The organism is Ignavibacteriales bacterium (assembly GCA_026390595.1).
Classification (GTDB): domain Bacteria; phylum Bacteroidota; class Ignavibacteria; order UBA10030; family UBA10030; genus UBA9647.
Window position 1 is genome coordinate 74325 of record JAPLFQ010000030.1, and the last position, 23425, is coordinate 97749.

Below are 23425 nucleotides of genomic sequence, written 5' to 3' on the forward strand. Positions count from 1 at the left end.
GTCGTCTATACTTCTATATCAAGCCAAGCGAGGTATACAACTGTGTCATCATCGACTGCTGGTTGGTCGCGGCGGTGTAGGCGGCCTGAAGCTGGGCAAACTGATCCCGGTATTTGGTCACCAGCATCGTGATACGTTCATTCGCTTTCGTGATCTGCTTGTTGAGACTCGTCAGTTGTCCGCTGACGCCGTCTTTCGTTGCGTCCAATCGCCCGGCGGTTGCAACGAAACCCGACAGGCGGTTCTTGATTCGTGTGGCAATGCCGTCAGCGGAGTCGAAGACTTGGGCCAATTTCGAAATATCCGTAGTCGTGGCATTATTGAACTTCACTGCATCCGACACACTCAGAGCTCCGTCCTTGTCAGCTGTGATGCCAAAATCAGAGAGCGCCGCCGGATCAGCTCCCAGGCCTGTCACGGCTTTCGTCACATCCGTTTGCAGGTTGAACCGTAAGCTCAGGATCGTCGCATCCCCGGCAAAGATCTGGCGAACATTATTCGTAGGATCTACGGCCGTCTGCGACTTGATATGTGAGATCGCCGTGTTGTAATCGCTGAGAAACTTCTGGAGGTTGCTCCGGATTTGCCCGGAATTCACCGTGACGCCAAGTGTCATGTCAGAGGTAGTAAGACTGTTCAGCGTGAGAGTGACTCCCTGCAAGGCATCGGTGACTGTGTTAGTACCGCGGACAATATCGACGCCATCGATTTTCAACTTCGCATCCAATAGCCCTGAATCTGCTTTGAGAAAACCAGTCTGACTCGTCGAAGAAAGCGTCCGGGCGCCGGAAGCATAGGAGATTCCAGTCAAGCCCAGAGTGGTTGCAAGAGTCCCGGATACATCAGCCACGGCGCTGACCGCAGCTGCCGACCCTGTCGCTTTCGATGTGAGCACTAAACGTGAATGCGTGCCGTCATCGTTGACCACAGATGCCGTAACACCGAAATCTGTCTTTGCGGATACGGCCGAGGCTATCGCGGACAGAACTGTCGCATTCGTCTGTCCCTGTGTAACGGCGACACTCACCTCAACCGCCGAACCCGTGCCCGTCGTGATCGTGAACTTCTTCGTCCCGTATCCCTCTCCTGCGAGGGCATCAGAAATGGTTGTCCCTGTCGAGACAAACTGCCTGGTGATAAGCGTATCGTTCTTGGCCAACTGGCTTACGCTGAGCGTATGAGTTCCGGTCGTTGCGCCCGAATCTGCTGAGGCCGTGACAGCGATGTCCGAACTTTGTGTCGCATAGGCGACGAATTTCGTTGAGCGGGCTGCGTTCAGCAGAGCGATACTCCCGGGAAGGCTGTAACCTCCAGGATTGCCAACGGGGTCATCGGCTGTCGCCGCGGCTGAGGCTCCCGTTCGGTTCGTTACGACAGAATCCGACAATCCTATGCTGTCAAGCAACGTCCCCGCGCCGACATCAATGAGCGTAATCGCGTGCTGAGAGCCTGTGGTCTTGCTTGTCAGCACGAGCTTCTCTTTTCCATCTGCCAGCTGCGATACCGAGGCGGTCAGAAGCTGGTTCGCCGTACCTGATGCGTTGATCGCATTGGCGATGGACGTAAGGACTGTGTCATTCGTGTCGTCCTTTGCGATTGTGACGTCGACCGTCACATCGGTTCCACCCATCATGATCTTGATCTGCCGGGTTGCGCTCCCGGCGAGCTTTTCAGCTGCGGTCAGTTCGCTCGTCGCAATGGTAGTCGAGGCGTTCGTGAAACGCGATGAGTTGAGAACATCCACACTTTCAGACCGGGACACTGCAAGGCCGCCGGCGGTCTCGTAGAGCGCCTGCAGCTTCGCCTTCATTGTCGAGAGGGACGTGATCCTGGCATTGAGCGTCGTCTTTTTGTCCGTCAGCGGCGTCACAGATTTGCTCTGGAGGCTCGACTTATACTGAGCGACGAGACTGTCAATAGACGACGAGAGTGATCCTATGGATGATGCATCAGCCATGATTCGTTCCTTGCCAGATCGTGTTGCGCTGAGAACCTCCTACAGGTTGAATGCCTGTGCCCATGTGGCACGCAGTTCTTCCAGCACATCCGCTGCGTCATTCATCTTGCCCTTGCGAATGCAATACTTACAGTATTCGTAGAGCCTGAAGAGACCAACTGCTATCTCTTCATGTTCAAAATTCAAACCGACGATAAGTTCGTTGATAGCCCTCTTCGCCAGGTGGGGGTCATTACTCCTGCAAGCGTTTAGCGAGATCCTGTAGAGCTTGTCGATGACCTGGACTGGTGTCAGATTCAGGAGCTGTTCATTCCGATACTTCTTGGCAGCCGTTGAGTACTGATCTTGCTTCTTCGGTGCCTGTACAGCTTCCGGCACGCCGAATGTCTTCAATACCTCCGACTCGATTTCAGTGTTCAACACGCTGGTCAACGGTGAGGTTTGCATAAGACTCTTTAGTCCTTCCCGGTTCGTATCCTGGTTACCCGACTGTTTCAGAAACAGGACAAGGGCTCAGCCCGAAATGGTCCGAGCCCTCTCCTGTGAATCCGCGTCTTATCGGAAGAGCGACAAGAATACCTGCGGTGACTGGTTGGCTTGCGCCAATTGTGCCGTCGCAGTTTGCTGCAGGACCTGGAGCTTCACTGCGGAGATCTGTTCCTTCGCAATGTCTGCATCCAGGATTCTGCTCTTTGCAGCTTCCGTGTTGGTAACCGACGTCGTCAACATATCTGACTTCGCCTGGAGACGATTGATCTGTGCACCGATGTTTCCGATGACACCGAGGACCGTTCCGATTGCAGAATCAACGTTGTCCTTGAAGGTATTGGTGATGGAGGCGCTTGTGATTGCGCCACCCGCAGCACCGAGGAGCGACGTTGAAGTCACAGAGGTACTGAGGTTAACCGAGAACGACTCTGTGCGAGCTTCACCGACCTGCCAGGATGGATTCGATCCGGCAGACGAGGTAACCGTTTTGGTGCTCATAGCATCGGCCAGTTCCTGCGCCGACAATGTTCCCGCTGAACCCAACATCGTGACGCTGGCGTTGTGGAAGCTGAAGGTCTTCTTGGCGCCTGCGGCGAGTCCGCCAACTGTGCTGATGTCAACCGAGTTCGTTCCGTCGCTTACGGTGACTTTGTTTGCGCCAGCCGTGAAGGTGAAGGTAGCGCTGGCTGCAGCACCGCTGACATCCACACTGTCAACAACCATCGAGTGGGCATTGGAGGTAATTGTGGTACCTACAGTTCCCGCCGTTCCGGCTGCCGTGATGGTGGACTTGAAGCTGCCGTTGATGATGGAGATACCGTTGAACTTGGTCTGCGTGGCGGCCTGATCAATTTCAGACGCCAGTTGATCAATTTCAGCGGCGAGTGCATCTTTTTCAGCCGAGGAGAAGCCCGCGTTGGTGAAACGCGTGACTTTATCCTTGACTTGCGTCAGAAGGTCGGCAATTGTCGAATAACCGCCTTCAGCAACGCTCAACAGGTTCATCGCATCGCCAACGTTGTCACTGGCAGCATTCAATGAACGGATACGGCCTTCCATTTTCTTGGATATGACGTAGCCGGATGCATCATCCGATGCCGAGTTGATTTTCTTGCCACTGGCAAGGCGAATTTGATGGACACCAAGTTCCGCGTTGACCTTGTTCAATGCGTTGAGGGCATTGAGCGCAGAAATGTTGGTGTTGATCCGGGAACCACCTGATAATGCTGCCATAATTTCCTCCATGAAATTAGGTTGTTTGGATGATGATCAGGCTTCCATGCCTGACTGTATGAGCCTTGTTGGCTTCTGTGTATATTGTCGGCAGGCAGTTCTGGATCTTTAGCGGGATGTCACATTTTGTTGGGTTTTCTACGCTATATAGCGTAGAAAAAGGGAGGTGATTGTAATACTTTCAAAGAGGCAGATCCCCTGCGGGTATGGCAGCCTGAGATGCGATTTTTTCCAAATATGCCAATGCCAGTTGAAAATCCCGGGCCTTCAACGCAGCCTGAACTGCGATACGGTTGAAATTCATAGAGGAAACTCTGCACGTCTCACCTCGATGCACCTCCGCCAGCCCTTTTTCAAATTCACCGCGGCTGAGATACGTCTGAATCATCAGGACAGACGTGTCATCGTTGTGCACCGAATGGGTTCGGGAATACTCTGCAACAATTTCAAAGGCTTCCCAATCGAGCCTTGTACTGTAGAACCCGAGGAGGTGTTGAATGACGCTCACGTCGCTTCCATGACGGGAGATCAGGTTGCGAAGATCCTCGCGCGAGGCGACCCGATCAGAACGACGGAGGTCCGCTTCCAAGTAGCGATCAAGAACATCCTCGTAGTAGATGTCGTTTGCCGCGGCTTTGTAGAAGCATTCGGCTGCCTGCCCCCAGTCGCCCAGATCGGCATGACAACGTCCGCACATATAGTCCAGTTCAACGGAGGGTATTGTTGCATCGAATGAGACGTCGATCTTGTCCTTACGAAGTAGATCTTTCTGCATATCCCGGATTCGAAGCATGCTTGCCAGCGCCTCGGCCGGCTTGCCAAGCGCAAGATACGCGGACGCCTGTAATCTCGGCGATGTGACTTGATTCGGGGCAATCCGCGCAGAATCAGCGGCGTACCACAGGGACCCGGCAGGATCATCCAGAAGCAGGGAAAACGAGGCAAGAGCATTCAATGTCGAGGCGCTAACGTGTGTCGGGACTGAGGCTAATTCCAGAACTTTATTGAGTTCAATGAGAGCTTCCTCGTATCTCCCGACTATTCCAAGCGTATTCCCAAGCTGATACCGGGCCATCGGGTCGGAGGGTTCCTCCTGCAACTGTGCGCCTAGCAGATCGATGTTACGCTGACACTTCCTCCTGGTTGTCTCGACCGACTGCTGATAACCCAAATGCAGGATGGTGATCCCTGATGGGCGAACCGTATACTGGTGCCCCAGACTCGAGTGAAACAGCTGCTCGTGGACTCTGCCTTTGAAACGGAATTCAGGAATGCGCCGAAAGAGACGCGGGTACAGCCCAATATTGTTGACCTTACCCTTCGGCAGCCATTCTTCGCCAACGATGGAACATCGAAAAGCTATTGCACTTGTATCTCTGGTCAGAGATTCAATTTCCCCGCGTCCCTCTTCCGCCAGCCGCTCGTCTGCATCGACGTAGAGAACCCAATCCCCCGTGCAGCGGCGAAGGGACTCGTTTCTCGCTGATGAGTAGTCATCACACCACTCGATTTGAGATACGGCGGCACCGAAGGTACGCGCAATCTCGATCGTCCGGTCAGTCGACCCGGTGTCAACCACGATGATCTCATCAGCGATGTCCTTGATGCTTTCGAGGCAGCCGGCAAGAAACTGCTCCTCATCGCGGACGATCATACTCACTGAGACCCGTGGCCCGGCTCCGGAACGGTGCTTGGATCGGGTGTTGTCTTCTCGGGTCATCACTTGTTCACGCCGGATAGAGAATCCGGGCCCTTCAAGCAGCGACTGAGCATTCCAGGACCTTTTCCTTTGGTAAAACCCATTCCGGCTTGAGGTTCGAAGCGGCCTCGAACATTTGCCGGGCCACGTCATTGAATCCGGCATACAAGAAACACAGCCCCAAACCATAGCAGGCTTCAGCAGACTCTGGATTCTCCCGGAGCGCACGCTCGTACTGTTCCCGCGCCTCCTGGAGCCTTTCAGTTCGGAGGAAACTGTCGCCCAGGTACATGCTGACATCATACATCGTGATCTCCGATTCCACTCTTGCGGCTTTCAACAATCCGTCTTGGACAAGGAGGAGCTGCGCCTGAGTATCTTCCAAACGACCTTGTTCCATCTTCTGAACCCCTTTCGATAATGAACCCAGTATACGCTCTGAAGCAGCAGGTTGCTTCCAGACAAACCGCTCCACCGCACCCATTGGCAGCAAGGGAACTCTGTGCCGGGCCGGATCGAATGGCCGGGCGAGTATTCTCGCGACGTTGACAGGAGTCCCATAAGGATCGGCCGGCGGAATTCCCCACTTCCTCTTGAACATCTCCCACGCTCCCAGCATGGACTCATTGTACACTTTGTCCCCGCGCCCCTGCGGCCCCCCCGTATGATGGATGAACACGTCATCTGCAATCGCGAGTCTGAAACCGGCCAGTTGTGCCCTCAGTGAATAGTCGTCGTCGTCGAAGCCGAACAGTTTCCCGAAGGCATAATCAATGCATCCAATCCGATCTACAACCGTTCGGGTGATGAACATGCAGAAGCCGACAAGTCGCTGAGCTGGAAGCAACTCACCGGCCCGTGCGGCGGCGTGTCGGTGTGCGTAGGCCTCCAAACTCTCAAGGGCTTCATACCGGGCGTCAGGGACACATTGTGGCCCGGAGGCATAATTCGTGCGTGGACCAATAATCCCGAGAGTTGAGTCACGCTCGGCATGTGCGATCAGCCGGCCCAACCATCCGTCTGTAACGATGGTGTCGTCATCGAGCGATACCAGATACTTCCCCCGCGCTATAGACATAGCCTGCGCCCGCGCAGGTGAATACCCGATGTTCTCGGGATTCTTCACCAGCACAATGCCAGGAAGAGTTTGGAGATATTCGCTTGTTCCATCATTCCGGGCATTATCGACAACGATAATCTCAATGGGAAGAGGTGTGTTCTTCAGGATAGACTCGACACAGAGCTTGATATGGCTGAGACCGTTATACGCTATGATGATGATGGAGGCACATGGTGAGTCACCCAGTGCAGACCGGGAGCTCCCCTGATGCGTCTTCTTGAACCTCAAAGGCATCTCCTGATGTACACTCCGTGGCACAATGGACCCGAAAGCTTCCCCATCAATCCTGTACCCGTGTTCAAACAGAGCAGCCAGAGTGTCCGTCCCGTAACCGGCCAGCGCCCCCGATCGATTATTGTATACGGTTTGAACTTTGTTGATCGGGTTGCAGAAGGCGACTGAGTGCTGGAACGATAGAAGGAACGATTGCCGTTTGCTGAACGACAGCTTCCACGCATCAAGGGACATTTCAAGCGTGTTCGGGTTCTTGAACTGAAGCTCACCGAGGAGCGGCAGCAGATCTGCCGAACGATAGATGGAACTGGACAACTCCAGGGGATAGCCAAAATCGAGTTCCGCTTGTGTCCATTGATACTTCAGAATGCCCGGGGCGCACTCAAAACGATCGGGCACCGACTGAGGTTTGTTTACCATGTAACAGTATTGCGTGTTCGTACTCAACCGGAGAGAGAATCCGAGAGCATCCGGATTACGCCGCAGGTTCTCAACTGCTGTGTTGGTTGAGAAACGCCGGATGAAAACGTTGTCATCGACAAGGAACATCACTGCGTCGTATGAGCCGATCATGGATAACAGGTCCGTTTTAAAGAGTGTCTCACGGACGAATTCTACTGACTCGTAATCCTTCATGAGCCGCTGGTATTGTTTCAGATGAAGCGGCCCGGATGTCGCGTACAGAACCTTCACAGCCAGCGCCGACGGATCCTCGCAGCACACGAACAGCGAATTCAGCATGCATTCCAATTGCATCGCACGGTCTTTGCTGAACACAATGCAGACTACTTTTTCCCCCGCGGCATCCGTGGCATCTTCACGGGAGACAGCAATCTTGACTCTGCGGACTCCCTTTGATTTCAGAATTGCCGCCCGATGGACGCCGTCGAGAATCTGATACGTGCCGGCGTCAATCTGCCTTGCAAGGATCAGGCTTTGCTTCGCTTCCGCAGTCTCGAGCCCGTACCGGAAATCCTGAATCATCCTGTCAAACGCCTCAGGAAAATGATCGTCCGTCAGTTCGATTCCCTGATGCTGCGCGTGATAGCGATCATATGGCTCCCTCTCCCCTGTGACGTAGAGGAAGTGTGGAGTCCTGGACACCGGCACCAATCCTGATCCAAGAATATTTGCATACAGAGAATCGCAATCGACTTCTTTCACCTCATAATCGCTGAATCGACCAATATGGTAGGGCACATCCAGCTTCGCATTTGGCTCTCTCGTGTAGTAATCCAAGGGGGGCAAATCCAACACCCTCAGCACGTGCTCAACCTGACTTTCATAATCCGACGCATGAATTACGTGATCCTCAGTTCTCACTGCCCCCACGCGAGGATTGAACAGGTCTCGTATGCCATCTTTGAGTTCTCGCACGACCGTGCATTGGATATGCCGAAACGATCCCTCTCCCACGTACTGTTCCTTTGGGGCCTTGTTCCGGACGAGAATGAACAGCACTTCAGGCCGCGTCGTAAGGAGGTATCGGGTCTTTGCGTAGAGGTGTTCGAACGGGACTGTATCGCAAGCGTAAACATCAGAAACAAATTTGCCTATGTCATTGATCTGCTTGCGGATCAGGGCGACGATGTCGAATCCGCCATGGGATCTGACAAGTTCAAGTATCTGGGATGTGTATGCCAAGCCGTGTCCCCAGATCATGAAATAGTCCATCCGCGGCCCGCTGTTCCCGAAGCTGCGGGGTGTCATCTCATTCCTGAATGCGACCTGCAGGTTCTTTGTTTCGAGATCGAGAGCAACCTCCACATTTGTGTGCTTCCTGAGAACTTCGATGAATGCCAACGAGTTTTGTGACTTCACGTATTCGAGGTGTTTTTGCTTATCCGGTCGTTCGTTCATCCATTCCAGAAACTCCAGAAAACGCAGGGCAGTATCATGCTCCGGAGCAGGAACCCAGATAGGGCTCCCCTCGCACGACAGTTCTCGCCTCGTATCGAGGACCACCTCGTGGTAATGCGGGTCGACAACGATGTTTCTGTAGATGTTCAGCGAATCGATGAGATCGAATCGTATGTTCAATCGGACTGATTCCGGTGGAAAGAAATCTATGTGGCGGTGTATGGCGGCATTGCTGACTGTGATTCTGTAGCCCTTGTCTTCGTATCGCTTACCTACTTCGAGTATATGCTCCTGTACGGCGTCAGCGTCCCTGCAGAGGATATCGATGTCTGAGTAATCGCTATAGTTGGGGAAATGACCAGGGAGTTTCAGAATCACGTACTCTCGCATTTCCTCGAACATACCACGCACATCAACAAGATTCGAAAACACCTCAGAACTGCCTGAGTGCCGTGCACTTATACCCGTCGAACTCATTGGCCAGACTCTCCGGAGAGACTACTCTCGTGGGTGAATACCCTGCGTTGATTGAATACAGATTGCCGCGTTCCATACCGCCTTCGCACCTGAAACACACGCGTTCGGCAGTACAGCGTCAGAGCTCAAATCACTCCAAAGCTCGTACCACGAATGGCAACTCCGGCGGGATGTGCGCGAAGATCCGGAATCACCAGAAACTGATGATATTGGCCGATTTCAGAATCGGATATGCATATTGAACTCAGGCTGCCACTGTATACTATTCCACAGTTGGCGAATACTATTCGCAAGCGGGAAGGCCCGCGGTACGGCAACCGGATACGGGGCTGCAAAAAACGCTGGACGGTCAGATTGCTGAGCAATAGCACCGCTGTTGAAGATCAGGCTGGGCCTCTGGCCAAGGCACACAAATTGCTCTTGATTAGCGAGTAAGATCCCAATTTCCGCTCACGGTGAGAAGCGATTATGAGAGACATTCGATCTGAGATAGAAAAAATCAACGAAATAGTTTCACTTCCGACGGTGTTGGCGGAAATCATGGGAGAGCTCGATAAGGGTGATGGGGCGTCGAACAAGATCATCAAGCTCATTGAGACTGACCCAGTCCTGACCGGTAATGTTCTGCGCGCGGTGAACTCCCCGTTCTATGGACTTCGGTGGAGGGTCAACAGCGTGCCAAGCGCTATCGCGTTGCTTGGATTAGCCGAAACGAGCAGGATCCTTGTCGCTGTCTATATCAAACAGAAGCTCTTCGCGATGAATTCCGGTCAACGGACCGTCCTCGAGGCGCTCTGGAAACACTCGATCAACACCGCTGCGATCGCCCGCCTGATAACGAAGGAATACGGCATCTTGACCGGAGGAAAAGAGTTCACGGCCGGATTGATGCACGACATGGGTAAGATCGTCCTCATCCAGTATTTCCCGACAGAGCTGGAGACGATTACTCGCATGGTGCGGGAGCTGGAACTCAATGACGTTCAGGTGGAAAATCAGATTGTGGCAATATCGCACGACGAAATCGGCGGGGTGCTTGGAGAGCGGTGGAGATTGCCGCACGAGTTCGTTGAGGTCATGAGATTCCACCATACGCCTTCGAAGGCGACGATAAATCCGGAACTCACCACAGTTGTGCGCTTCGCCGATCTGCTCGCGGAGCACTGGATGTGCGGCATAGGAGAGAACCCGCCCGACACACTGTTCGATAACGATGAGAGTTTCAGCCTTCTGGCGCAGCATGAGCCGCGCATCAGGGCGCTGGGAGTCAAGGATGTGGTGGATCAGTTGGCGGAGAAATTCGTCGAGCAGAAGAGCCTGGTGGGTGTATTCTAGGGCGGATTCCTACGAGGGTGTTGTGTTTTGGTGGAGATCCTGCCGTCGGAAGCAGGCATGAACGCCTTTCTGAATTGAATATCTCTTCTAAGACACAGCAGTTGGCGGTACACGGATTTCGAATCGCAAGATGCACTTGAACCCGAGACGGATCACTTAAGCATTGGTGTAACCCTGCTTACAAATTGAATCGGGAATCCTGAAGGGTCACGCATCATCAACACATGGTCACCCGAGGGGGTCTTCGTGATATCCTCTGCAACTGTCGCGCCGGCTTTGAGCAATCTTTCCTTCGTCCCGGGCACATCAGCCACCATCAAGGCAAAATGGATCGACAGATGGCTGACCTTGCCAAAATCCACCACCGGGTACGCTGAATTCTGATAGAGCTCCAGCATCATCTGCTCGGATGAGTCTGCCACAAACATCCCGTATGCAGGAGCGCCCCCTGCCCGCACGATTTTCATCCCCAGATGGGCTACAAACCAACGCGCCGTTGCTCTGGAATCGGAAACATTCAGTGCAAGGTGTTCCGGTCGTACGCCCGTTGGCTTCAGCATTGGCTTCACCCGCTGTACGAACTGGATCGGCAATCCCCAGGGGTCCCTCAACATCAACACCTGATCCCCGGACGGGGTCTTCGTAATATCTTCAGTCAAGGTGGCTCGTGCGGCAAGGAGTTTCGTCTTGATGACTCCTATGTCCGGCACCATGAAAGCAAGATGAATCGACATGTGACTGATCTTTGCGGGCTCGAGCAAAGGATATTCAGCGTTGTGGAACAACTCCATCATCATATGGCCGTTGGAATCGGCGATGAATGAAGTAAACGTCGGCGCTCCCCCCTGACGCATCACTTTCATTCCCAGGTTATCCGTGTACCACTTCACCGCGGCCACAGGATCAGGCACATTGAATGCAACGTGTTCTGGCCGGATCGTCTCCGACTGTTGAGAGTTCATCGCGGTGGTGATACTGGCGCCGTTGTTTGATGCTTGCCGATTGTTCATGGGGAGATCTTCCTTTGCCATTGGAGAAACTGATGAATGCTGATCCTGGGAAAACGACAGCAGGGCAGCGGCTGTACACAGGATGACCAAAGACCTCGCGAATGTCTTCATTATGTTCTCGTCAATGTGATGAATGGAGTATCCGGCGCCGATTGTCGCCAGTTTCTGATAAACCTGATTTCCTGCAGAACATCCTCATTGATTCAGGATTTCCAAAGCAGCCTTTGCTACCAGGCCATCCTGTTGGGCTGTTCCGCCGCTGACTCCAATTGCACCTATGTACTGGCCGTCCACAATAATCGGCAGGCCTCCTTCAATGGGCACAATCCCCGGCACACCCAGAATTGCCGTCCTGCCTCCAGCTACCGCGTCTTCATATGATTTGGTCGGACGCTTGAAGGATATCGCAGTCCGGGCCTTCTGGATTGCGACTTCCAGGCTTCCGATCTGCGTATTATCCATCCGTTGAAGATACACGAGATTTGCCCCGTCATCAACGATCGCCACGAAGACCGTCCAGTTATTCTTACGTGCTTCCACCTCCGCTGCTGCAGCGATCTTCTTGGCGAGCTCCAGCGTGATGATCTTCTTCGTCGCAACCTGAGCATCCGATCGCGACAGTCCAATGGCCAGAAGTGCCACAGCGAGAATCATTGTCTTGACTAATTTCATTCTACCTCCCGGAATCAAGAATGAGGGACATTCACTTTGAACGATCGAGCCTTTCAGAAAACACCCGGATGCGCCCAGTACACGAGAATCATACCAGCTAGTCCAACAACCAGTCCATAGAGTACGAGGGGAAGGATGTTCCTTCGTATGATCAGTCCCTCCATGCCGCTCAGTCCAACGGTTGCGCTCGCAGCGATGATTTTGAACACGCACACCAGGACGCCGAATGATCCCCCCACATTCTGCAGACTTAGTGTAACAATATGCGAGATATGAAGTTCGTCCGCAACAGAATATTGGAATAACCCGAAAAGCATGTTGGACACGGTATTAGACCCGGCAATAAACGCACCGAACGCCCCGATGAACGGCGCAACCATCGGCCATGCCCCTTGCACAAGCTGCGAGGTGTACTCGGCCACGACAATCGGCATGCTCGCCCATCCGTGTGGCGAATGGCCTGCCTGCATCAGCTCAACCATAGGGACTGTAAACAGAAGTGCTATCGCCGGAGAAGTCATCCTCGAAGCAGATTCCTTCCAGGCATTCAGCGCCTGCGACCGCCTCATGCGAAACAGGGGCACGCACGCTAGTCCGACGAGAATGAAAGGAAGAACACCGGGATTGTAGAGAAGCTCAAGCCGTGATGTCACGTCGGTAGCGAACAGATCATTCATGATGACAGAATAGCTTTTCAGGAAAGCCTTAAGCGGCAACGCGTCGATGCGCGTGGACACAAGGAGAAATCCAACCAGCGCGTAAGGAAGCCAGGCCTTCCAAAGCGGAACACGTGTTGTGGCTACCGGATTCTCCGGTCCGATCGTGCCAACCCAGTTATTCTCCCAGTCTGCCCGTTTCGGAAAATCCCATTTCTCTTTTGGAACGAGGAATCCCGCCCTTGTCGTAGACAATACGATGGCCAGGCCGACAAGTCCTCCAAACAGCGAAGGAAACTCCGGGCCCAGCAGCCAAGCGGTCAGGAGATAGGGAACGACGAAACTGATCCCGGCAAAAAGAGCATAGGGCCAAATCCGGAGCCCATCGCTGTAGCTCCTTCTGGCGCCAAAGTACCGGGTCATCATTGCAACGGCCATGAGAGGCACAAAAACCGCCATCACGGAATGCAGGCAGGCAGTCCAGAAGCCAATATCGTATATGAATTGCGAGAAACTGATTCCCCGGGCTGCGAGCGCACTCCCGACAGCCGGATTGTTAAGTGGATTTCCTAGACCGAGTATCGTAGGTACTCCAACCGGTCCGAATGAGACCGGTGTGGCATTTGCGATGAGTGAGACCATTACCGCGGCCAGCGGCGGGAACCCGAGCGTGACAAGAAGTGGTGAGAGAAGTGCCGCAGGCACACCAAATCCGGCTGCCCCTTCAAGGAATGCGCCAAAGAGCCAGCAAATGAGTATCGCCTGGACGCGGCGGTCGGTCGAAATGCTGCCAAAACCACGGTTGATGGCCGCCAACGCCCCCGCTTCACGAAGCGTGAAGAGAAGAACCATTGCGCCAAATACGATCGTGAGGATTTCGATCGCCGAATTCAGTCCCTTGACGGTGGAAGCCAGAAGGTAGTTCGCCGGGGTCTTCCAGACAAACGCTGCCAGAATAACTGCAGCGACCCACGCCGCGGGCATAGTCCGCGTCGCGGGCCAGCGGAACCCGATCATGAGGACGAGAATCAGCAGAACGGGAATGAAAGCGATGAGGGCGAGAATTCCTTGTGTCATATGCCGCCAGAGTAATTGTTGAAGGTATTGAATTGCCGCTTCAAATTCACTTGGCACCCGTACAAATCGAGGGGAACGGTTCTGGCGACATCACACGCAGGAAATGAAAAAGCCAGGCTTCTGCCTGGCTTCTCATCGTGGACAGGGAGGGAATTGAACCCCCGACACATGGATTTTCAGTCCATTGCTCTACCAACTGAGCTACCTGTCCGAAAACTTCTCCGCGGAAAGCGGATCGAAATTTCCCAGATGCCCCAACGTTCTGGAGGGGTCGGGAATCATAGCTTGCATCATACTATCACTTTTTTTCCGGAAAATCAAGAACGAGTTCGCTCTGCTCGATCTTTCAAAGCCTCAGATCAGAACTCCGTTCCTCTTGATCACTTCGCGTGCGATGACAATCTTCTGGATCTCGTTTGTCCCCTCGAAGATCGGATTGATTCGAGCATCACGATAGAATCGTTCGATTGGTAATTCCCTCGAGTAGCCCATGCCGCCATGAATTTGGACCGCACGATCCGCGATCTTGACAAGCGCCTCCGAGCAGAACAGTTTCACCGTGGCTGATTGCCGGGACACAGGCGATCCTGCGTCGTACCCGGCCGCCGTCCGATAAATGATCGATTCCATCGCGTAGATAAGGACAGCCATTTCGGCCAGCATGAACTGGATCGCTTCAAACTGGGAAATAGCCACGTCGAACTGCTTACGCTCCTTTGCGTACTTCGTGGAAAGCTCAAGGAGCTCTTTTGAAGCACCCAAGCAGGCGGCACCGAGGCCCAACCGTCCCGCATCGAGGGTCTTCATAGCAATAAGAAAGCCACGCCCATCATCACCTAGGATGTTTTCCTTCGGAACACGAACGTTTTCAAATGAAATCGCGGAAGTGACACTCCCCCGGATTCCCATCTTCTTCTCGGGAGGACCGGCGTGGAACCCGGGCGACTTGGTTTCGACTACGAATCCAGTAATGCCTTTATCTGTCCGCGCAAACACGGAAATGACGTCTGCGATGGACCCATTGGTGATCCAGAGTTTCTCTCCGTTGAGTATCCACTCGTTCCCGTCGAAATGGGCTCTGGTTCTCAGGTTAAAAGAATCTGATCCGGCCAGAGTTTCGGTCAACGCAAAGGCACCGATCATTTTTCCTTCTGCAAGCTGGGTCAGATACTTCTTCTTCAGGTATTCGGAACCCCCGAGATAGATCGCATTCGATCCGATGGACTGATGCGCGCCGATAAATGTTGCAGTCGAAAGGCAGCCGCGTCCGATTTCTTCCTGTACCAGGCAATATCCGACCTCGCCAAACCCGCCTCCTCCGTATTCTGCCGGAAACACTGCCCCCATGAGGCCCAGCTCTCCCAACTTCGCAATAAGCTCGCGCGGTAATTTCTCCTCCTCGTCGATTCGACGCGCAATCGGCTTGATTTCAGTGTTGGTGAAATCGCGCACCATTTCGCGCAGCATTTTCTGCTCTTCCGTCAATTCGAATTCGAACATACCTATCCTTTGCTTTTCGATTCGTGAGAGTTTGTCGCGGAGGGTTTTACTCTATCGATGCTTTGGGACCGATGTAGCTCACAACGTCTTCCCCACCATCAACGCCGATGACGTTTCCTGAAATCCAGTACGCGTTTTCGTCCGCGAGCAGCACAATCGCTTTCGCGACATCCTCAGGTGTGGTCAGGCGGCCTGCCGGATTCTTGGCACGCGCAACGTCACGCATACGAACATGGTTTGGGATTTTGCGAAGTGCAGGGGTGTCTGTCACGCCCGCCATGATCGCATTGGCAGTCACACCAAGGGGGCCCAGTTCCATTGACAACTGCCGGAGATGCGACTCCAGGGTTGCCTTCGCCGCGGAGACCGCTCCGTAGTTCGGGATCACACTGTGCCCGCCCGAGCTCGTCAGACCCATGATGCGTCCTCCCTTCCGTAGCAGCTTACGGAAAAGGAGCCCCTGAACCCAATACACGAGACTGTGCGCCATGACATCAAGTGTCATTTCCATCTGTGCCTGTGAAAGGGCCTCTTCAGGCTTTGCAGCGACGAATGGCTTCAATGTCCCGAAGGCGAGCGAATGCAGCAACACCTTCACATTGTTGGACGAATCTTTCGAGAAGCGCTCCTGAATGTCATCAAGCGCCTCTTCTCTCTTGATCGAATCGGCGGCATTGATGTTGTAGAAAATGGCTTCAGCACCGGTATGCTTGATTTCCTTGATAACATGCTGCACCGCCGGCATCGTCGCCTGGCGGTCAAGGTGCACACCAAAAATGTTCATCCCGTGCCGGGCAAGCTCGATTGCAGCAGCTCCGCCAAAACCGCTCGATGCTCCGAGAATAACCGCCCAGTCTGTCGGCTTGAATCGAGTTTCGCTCTTCATCGCATTCTCCTAAGTGAAATTCTTTAAGGGATGTCAAATATACCAAATTTTCGAGGAAAATCAAAACCTCATTCGACGGTCACGCTTTTCGCCAAATTTCGAGGTTGATCCACATTGACCCCTCGAGCGACTGCGATATGATAGGCCAACAATTGCAGCGGAATCACATTGAGGATTGGGCCAAAAAAGCCATACGTCCTGGGAACCCGGATAACCACTTCTGCAAGATTTGCGATCTCGTGGTCATCCTCATTCGCAATGACTATAAGCCTGCCTTTGCGGGCACGAACCTCCTGAATGTTGCTCACGACTTTGTCGTAGATTCCATCCTTGGGGGCAATGACCACGACGGGCATCCGGTCATCGATGAGGGCGATGGGTCCGTGTTTCATTTCAGCCGCAGGATATCCTTCGGCGTGGATATATGAAATCTCCTTCAACTTCAGCGCTCCTTCGAGTGCAACAGGGAAATTCGCACCTCTGCCAAGGTACAGGAAATTGCCTGCTCCCTTGTACTCCTGAGCGATCTCGGCAATTTGCTCTGATGTGCGAAGGACATGCTCAACTTTTTCCGGTAACTCGTGCAGCTCCCGAAACAGCAGTGCAAGCTTTTCCCTCGATATCCCCCTCGCTTTCGCTATCATCAGCGTGATCAGGGCAAGAACAGTAAGCTGAGACGTGAATGCCTTGGTTGAGGCAACCCCGATTTCGGGTCCAGCGTGGATATACACTCCCCCCTGCGACTCGCGGGCAATCGTGCTCCCAACGCCGTTCACGATGCCCAATGCAAGGGCCCCCTGCGCTTTCGCCTGGCGCAACGCGGCAAGAGTATCTGCAGTCTCGCCGCTCTGACTGATTGCGAAAACGATGTCGCCTGCGCCGATAACTGGATTTCGGTACCGGAATTCCGATGCATACTCTACTTCTACAGGCACACCAGCAATTTGCTCGATCAAGTACTCACCCACCAGCGCAGCATGCCAAGAAGTCCCGCACCCTGCAAAGACTATCCTCTTCGCATTGACAAGAACATCTCTGACGTGTTCGAGGCCCCCGAGTTTTACGTCGACCTCTCCGGTGATGAGCCGGCCGCGCAACGCATTGCGAATGGTATCCGGCTGCTCATGAATCTCCTTCAGCATGAAATGCTGATACTTCCCCCTCTCGATTTCCTGGAGATCAAGGGTCAATTGCTCGATTGACTTGTCGACAGGCACATCTGCAAGCGTGGTGGTCGCGACGCTTCCGGCTGTCACCACAGCCATTTCACCATCCTCCAGATAGATCACCCGCCGTGTATGCCGAACAATTGCTGACGCATCGGAGGCGACAATGTTTTCCTCATCCCCTACGCCAATCGCGAGGGGACTTCCATTTCGTGCAACAATGAGCTTGTCCGGCTCTCGTCCTGCCACGACAACGATCCCATACGTGCCTTTGACTTGAGTCAGCGCCTGGCGAACAGCTCGTTCCAGACTCATCGTTTTCGAATACAGTTCCTCTATCAAATGTGCCAGAACTTCGGTGTCTGTTGCCGACCTGAAGATGTGGCCATCATCCATGAGCTTTCGCTTCAACGCTGCATAGTTCTCAATCACGCCGTTATGGATCACGGCAATTTCATTCCGGCAGTCGAGGTGAGGATGCGCGTTTGCTTCGTTCGGCTCACCATGCGTCGCCCAACGAGTATGACCGATCGCAATTGTGCAAGCACCTGATATACCTCGAACTGCTTCTTCAAGCCTGGCGATTTTTCCAGCCCGTTTCACGACGTCGATCCGTCCATCTCGGACCAATGCGACACCTGCAGAGTCATATCCGCGGTACTCGAGCCGCTTCAACCCGTCGAGAACAACCGGAAGACCGTTCCGCGCACCAACATAGCCAACGATTCCGCACATACCTCAGAGTCCCTTCGCTTCTACGATACTCACAACCGCCATCATTCGTCCTGATCTTTCACGATCTCTTCTATACGAATGGAATATCTCAGACGCGCAGATCGTGCATGCGGCTGAAACCTCTATGTTCCCAGGTTTCAGACCGCTCCTGAGCAATTGGTCCCTATTTGCCAGCTTCAGGTCTAGGTACGTCTTGTCTCCCCTGACTTGATGATGCTCTGAAGCAAAAACCTCCGCCACCTCCCTGCCCACCTCATAACAGCAGACGCCGGCGGACGGACCAAGGTACGCCACGATGGTCTCGGGAGTGGCCCCGAACTGGTTCTGCATCAGAACGACCGCTTTCCGGACGATTCCTTGCACAGACCCTCTCCAGCCGGCATGCACATTTGCGACCACGCCAGCCATCGGATCATACAGCACAACCGGTAGACAATCGGCGACGGTGATGACCAGCGGGAGATTCGGTGTTGCCGTGATCAATCCGTCACACGATTCATAGTCACCAGGGCCGGTGACGCACTCAATCCGATCTGAGTGGCACTGAAGTGGAATGGCTGAGCTCTGAGACGCGAATCCGAGGGCTCCGAAAAACCGACGCCGGTTTTCCTCTACGCACGCCCGGTCATCCCCAACACGATAACTGAGATTCATTCCTAGGGGTTCCGGGCTCGTTCCACCCTTGCGGGTGCTCATGCCGAAACGGAGAGCAGAGAATTGTGATAGAATGGCGGAAGTAGTAATTGGAGGTTGGCTCATCCTACCCGTGTCGAAGTGGAATATTCATCTCTACCGTTGTTCCGTGTCCAACCTTGCTTTGCAGCCTGATGGTTCCATTCAAATCCTCGATAACCTTCCGGGCAATGGCGAGGCCGAGCCCCATGCCGTCGGTCTTCGTGGAAAAATTCGGCTGAAACACGCTTGATTGGATCTCTTCCGGTATTCCACTTCCCGTATCAGTGATGCGGATTGAACAGATTTGGTGCGCGACGTTCATATCTATGACGATGATCCCCTTTCCCTCCATCGCCTGCACACTGTTGCGTACGACATTGATGAAGACTCGCCGCAGTTCGTCCTTGTCGGCGACCACAACGGCGGGAGCGTCCGAGGGAGCGTGACGGAACTCGACACCCTGCACTTCTGAGAACAGATCAATGGTCTCATTCACAAGCTGGCTTAGATCGACCCGCTCGAACTTCCGTTCGGGCATGCGGGCAAAGTTCGAGAACTCGGATGCAATGCGAGTCAACACATCTATTTGTTCGATCACCGTCTGTGACACCCTCTGCAGGATGTCGCCGAAGTCCTTTGCTTCCTGGCGGTAGGCCTGGACGAGATGCTGGACCGACAACTTGATGGGAGTAAGCGGATTCTTGATTTCGTGCGCGACCTGCTTGGCCATTTCCTTCCACGCAAGTTCCCGCTCGGCTCGGGCGAGATTCACCCTGTTGGCTTTCAGTTCCGTCGTCATCTCGTTGAACGAATGGATGAGATCGCCGACCTCGTCATTGGATCGCTCACGCAAGACAACATCCAGGTCCCCCTTTCCCACACTCCGTGCCGCCGAGGAAAGGTCCCGCAGCGGTCTCGACAATGCGTTCGCAAGCACGAGGGCGAGGCCAACGACGAACGACACGACCAGGGCATAGGCACCGAGGACGAACGCATTGCGCTGGGCGAGTTCCTCGTCTATTTCCTGCTGGCGATACAACGCCGGAACCGCCAACACCCCCCTGATGCTGTCCCCGACAAAGATCGGTCGATAGCCTACGATGTAACTCACTTCCCCGATCCGTTCCCGCGTTTCATAAAATCCCCGCCCCATAACTACTGTGTTTACGAACGCCGTTCCCGTCAGCCGATTGTCGAGAATCGAGGCCCTGTACAGTTCCGGCCTGCTGCTTGCCTTCAACTCCGCTCCATGATACACGCTGAAGTCCACACCGAGATCGGAGGCCACTGCTTCGCAGAAATCGTTGGTCACTCCCTGCGCAAAATCCTGATCATCCTCGACCGCTGTGGAGATGCGTTGCTGAGTGACCTCCAGGTCTTCTGAAAGTCTCTTGGCGATGTTCTGGTCCAACCTTTCGATGGCAAGCTCCCTGTTGTAATACGCCATCAGGAGGAGCGGCACTACAGAGAGCACCGCGAATGAAGTAATGAGTTTCTCACGGAACCCAAATCGGGGCGACCGGCCGCGTGCAAGAGACGGGAGGGCGACCGCTATTCCAACAAATCCGAGAAACAGCAGGTACACGAGAAGAGTCTTCACGATGTTGAAAAGATGCCAGCGAACGTCGAGCGATCCGATTCTGAGCAGAAGGACGCGCGAGCGAACGGCGTCATCCTTCGCATACAAGACATCGAACGATGCCCCCTCAAAGTCCTGGGTTGACCAGATGAACCTGCCGGCCGAGGCACTCACTTCATTTCCAATAGAGGGATCAAGGCGCATACCTTTGAAAAGTATCGGATCGTTTGTTGACCAGATGATGCCGTCCCGATACTCGGTGATCGACACCTTGCGGAAGGCGTCTTCCAAAGGCTCGCGTGAAGTGCTGCGGAGTTGCTCGGGCGCCTCACCGCGGAACAACGTTCTTTGGCTTGCCGACATCACGATTGCTATGGAACCAATCGGTTGGTTGCCCGCACCCAGCACATATCCCCACTCACCGTAGTATTTCACGTTCCCGTCTGAAACCTTCCGGTCCACGACAAGAAGCGCTTCCTCCTCCTTGTGGAAGAGTTGAGTCAAGAGTTCCATCTGATCGAAGGAGGTAAGCCCGACAGAGAACCGGCTCAGTTCTTTGCCGGAGGGGTCGTACACGACGAGGGCCGAATTGTACCCCTCTTTGCTCATCAGCGTCTGAGCCCAGAGACCGAACGCCAGATCGACAGAGACAGTTGAATCGATTCCTTCCGCGGTGAGCTGGTTAGCCGCTCGCCCGGTCGCGCCGCGAAGACTTTCTGAGACTACAAGCGAAAGCCAATTGTCGACAGGCCGAAGCAAGCCCTCCGCTTCCAATTGGGCCCGCTCCCTCTCTTTTTCGTGCGTCTTGGAATCCAGTCCTACGACGGTGAACATGAACGCCCCGGCCAGGACAACCGCAGTCGCGACAAGCGGCCGCGCCCTCCATGGCTGCCACGAGATCCCTCGAAATTCAAGAAGGAGCACCAATCCCAGCGCTGAGGCATAGAGAACTGGTGGAAGGTAAACCGGAAGCAACGGCGGTTGATCGAGATAGAGATAGGCACAATAACTCGCGAGGAAGGTGAAGGCCAGCGTCGTGACCCTTATCCAGACGATTCTCCCTTCACGGACAGCTCCCCCGAGCATCCGATGTGCGACAAACACGACTGCCAGACACGCTGCTCCGAGAGCCAGAGTCAGGAGAAGGATATTCAAATGCATGACCATCATCGGCGCATTCGGAAGTAGAGACAACGGATCCCGATATCGTATCGATGAATCAAAAACGAAACTCCGCATCGCAGCTCCGTACGCCCGAACAAGCCACTGTGATACAAATGGAAGCAGGATCGCCAGCAGATAACGCCAGTGAAGAGAAGCCCGACGAGATGGTTGTCCTGGCGAAGACCACCAGTTATATGTTATCTTGAGGAACATGAGAACCGTGAACAAGAGCGCCGCTGCCGAAAGCACAAGTTCACCGAGTGATCCCGCAAGGCCGAGTGGGAATGGAGATGAGTGCACGGCGGGATCGAAAAGAAACCCTCCGACAAGCAGACCTGGGAAGGCCTCCAATTTCCACCCGATCCGAACGCTCCACACCAACACCACGAGAACAATAGACAACGTTGAGTTTCCCCATTTCTTTTGGACCATCAAGAACATGAGGAGGGCCAGAAAGCACATTCCTGCCGCAGCGAAGAGGCTCTTCCCCGCCTCGGGGAATCGATCGGCCTTCTGAATTTCGGCCGGGATTGACGGAGGGGGTGCGATGGCAAAACCGAAGAGATTGTTCTTGCCATCCTTCAACGGTATTGCGAAGGCCGCCTCTCCTGCCGTGTCACGGTGAGCGACCTCAGAAACGAACCGTATTGGCAAGCCAGTTTCCTTAGCGAGTTCGTCCGCAAGGCTCGCGCTCGAGACAAAACGATTTGAAACCGGGTACGTGGTCTCCAGAGGCCTGCTTACAAAGACGAAATGGCTCTTGTCCGATGTGGCAACTCCGACGGAGAGAAAACGGTGAAGGCGTGCCTGCGACACGAAGGTGAGATCTTCTCCACTCCCGTTGCGAAGTGTCGACGCAAAGCTGGAAAGGACTCTTCTGCCTGACCAGAGAATGATATTCCCGGCCGAATCAACAACATCGATGCTGATATCCTCGTCCGCATTGTACCAGGCCAGCCGCTGAAATGCAGATGCCAGGTTCCCGGGACTCATGGTCAGCAGGGCCAGGTTGATTGCTTCGTCGCTCCTGATCATCCCTCCCTTCAACCGTTGAGCTTCCACGCGCAGATCTACTTTCGATTGAATGGCCGATGCAAGATCCTGTTGCTTCTGGATCTTCACACGTGCCCAATCAGCCTCGATATGAGAACGCCACGCAAGCTGAGCGGCGATCAAGAGCACCACGACTCCCGCCGAGATGAACAATCCCCGCGAGACCAGACGCACAGATATTCCGACATTTGGAAGAGGCATGTAGCGCTTGCGATACTTAGTAGATGTTAAACTGGCTGATAAACCAACGTGAGTCCTGGAACCGGAGAGAAACATATACCTGGGCAGATTCCCTCCTGCCGCGCACAGTGTACGTAAGGCGCCCGGTGGCGTAAGGGGTGGATCCTGCATCGCTGAATCGGGAGAACTCAAAAGCGAGGGAAGACCGACTTGAGAAGTACCGGTGTAGGATTGATACAGTCTGGTTGGCGGAAAAATAACCGCCTTCGGCCCCAGACACATTCACGAATACCTGCTGAGCAAAATGCGTAGAGGCAGAGGTGAGAGACGCACTGAGGATGCTCTGCTCGATTATCCGAATCAACTTCCTGGCTTCCCCTTGATCGGGGATGCGGGATTGCATCTCTCTTGAGGGTCCGGGTTCCCGCTTTGGCAGTCTTCGCTGAGTTGGCGATTGAGCCGCTAAGCATTGGAAGAGAACGAGAGAGGCTATCAGAACCAGAGCACTGGATCGCATATGCAATGACAAAGTATCAGAAAAGCCAAATAAAGTCAACCAAACAAGGCCGATTGTACACACGAACGCCACCCCTTTCTCGTCCTCCTCAATCTCCTCCCAGGGTGGCATTCATGGATTTTCCATCACATCCAGCGGATGGCGCTCTCTC

General features: G+C 54.0%; 14 protein-coding genes and 1 tRNA gene. 1 reads left to right on the forward strand and 14 read right to left on the reverse strand.

Translation table 11 applies throughout. The features are described from left to right. Positions 1–13: 13 nt before the first annotated feature. The 5 genes from fliD to NTU47_16355 form a co-directional block, all read right to left on the reverse strand. The gene (gene fliD, locus NTU47_16335; GenBank protein MCX6135375.1) at positions 14–1957 is read right to left on the reverse strand and encodes a flagellar filament capping protein FliD; all 1944 of its coding nucleotides are present in this window, start codon (positions 1955–1957) and stop codon (positions 14–16) included. 39 nt (positions 1958–1996) lie between these two features. Continuing rightward, a complete protein-coding gene (locus NTU47_16340; protein ID MCX6135376.1) occupies positions 1997–2404 on the reverse strand; it encodes a hypothetical protein in 408 nt (135 codons plus the stop codon). Between the two features lie 108 nt (positions 2405–2512). Further along, a complete protein-coding gene (locus NTU47_16345; GenBank protein MCX6135377.1) occupies positions 2513–3679 on the reverse strand; it encodes a flagellin in 1167 nt (388 codons plus the stop codon). Between the two features lie 181 nt (positions 3680–3860). After that, positions 3861–5399, reverse strand: coding sequence for a glycosyltransferase (locus tag NTU47_16350; GenBank protein ID MCX6135378.1), 1539 nt, complete (start codon positions 5397–5399; stop codon positions 3861–3863). Positions 5400–5433: 34 nt separating this feature from the next. Then, positions 5434–9069 (reverse strand): glycosyltransferase, encoded by a 3636-nt coding sequence (locus NTU47_16355; GenBank protein ID MCX6135379.1) that lies wholly within the window; start codon positions 9067–9069, stop codon positions 5434–5436. Between the two features lie 468 nt (positions 9070–9537). Here NTU47_16355 and NTU47_16360 point away from each other — a divergent pair, with 468 nt between their 5' ends. Beyond that, positions 9538–10404, forward strand: a complete 867-nt coding sequence (locus tag NTU47_16360) for an HDOD domain-containing protein (GenBank protein ID MCX6135380.1) — start codon at positions 9538–9540, stop codon at positions 10402–10404. Between the two features lie 152 nt (positions 10405–10556). Here NTU47_16360 and NTU47_16365 read toward each other — a convergent pair whose 3' ends face one another. From NTU47_16365 to NTU47_16405, 9 genes are all read right to left on the reverse strand, one after another. Beyond that, complete coding sequence (locus NTU47_16365; protein ID MCX6135381.1) at positions 10557–11525, reverse strand: VOC family protein; 969 nt, start codon at positions 11523–11525, stop codon at positions 10557–10559. Positions 11526–11609: 84 nt separating this feature from the next. Next, positions 11610–12086: a heme-binding protein gene (locus tag NTU47_16370; protein ID MCX6135382.1), complete on the reverse strand. Its 477-nt coding sequence runs from the start codon at positions 12084–12086 to the stop codon at positions 11610–11612. A 53-nt stretch (positions 12087–12139) separates the two neighbouring features. Further along, positions 12140–13819: an L-lactate permease gene (locus tag NTU47_16375; protein MCX6135383.1), complete on the reverse strand. Its 1680-nt coding sequence runs from the start codon at positions 13817–13819 to the stop codon at positions 12140–12142. Between the two features lie 138 nt (positions 13820–13957). Then, positions 13958–14030, reverse strand: a tRNA-Phe gene (locus tag NTU47_16380). A 143-nt stretch (positions 14031–14173) separates the two neighbouring features. After that, positions 14174–15319, reverse strand: coding sequence for an acyl-CoA dehydrogenase family protein (locus tag NTU47_16385; protein ID MCX6135384.1), 1146 nt, complete (start codon positions 15317–15319; stop codon positions 14174–14176). 46 nt (positions 15320–15365) lie between these two features. Then, positions 15366–16205 carry an SDR family oxidoreductase gene (locus tag NTU47_16390; GenBank protein MCX6135385.1) on the reverse strand — a complete coding sequence of 280 codons (840 nt, stop codon included), beginning with the start codon at positions 16203–16205 and terminating at the stop codon, positions 15366–15368. Between the two features lie 68 nt (positions 16206–16273). Beyond that, positions 16274–18106, reverse strand: coding sequence for a glutamine--fructose-6-phosphate transaminase (isomerizing) (glmS, locus tag NTU47_16395; protein ID MCX6135386.1), 1833 nt, complete (start codon positions 18104–18106; stop codon positions 16274–16276). Between the two features lie 3 nt (positions 18107–18109). After that, complete coding sequence (pgeF, locus tag NTU47_16400) at positions 18110–18802, reverse strand: peptidoglycan editing factor PgeF (GenBank protein MCX6135387.1); 693 nt, start codon at positions 18800–18802, stop codon at positions 18110–18112. A 64-nt stretch (positions 18803–18866) separates the two neighbouring features. Further along, entirely contained in the window at positions 18867–22778 is a 3912-nt protein-coding gene (locus NTU47_16405) for an ATP-binding protein (GenBank protein MCX6135388.1), read from the reverse strand. Positions 22779–23425: the final 647 nt, after the last annotated feature.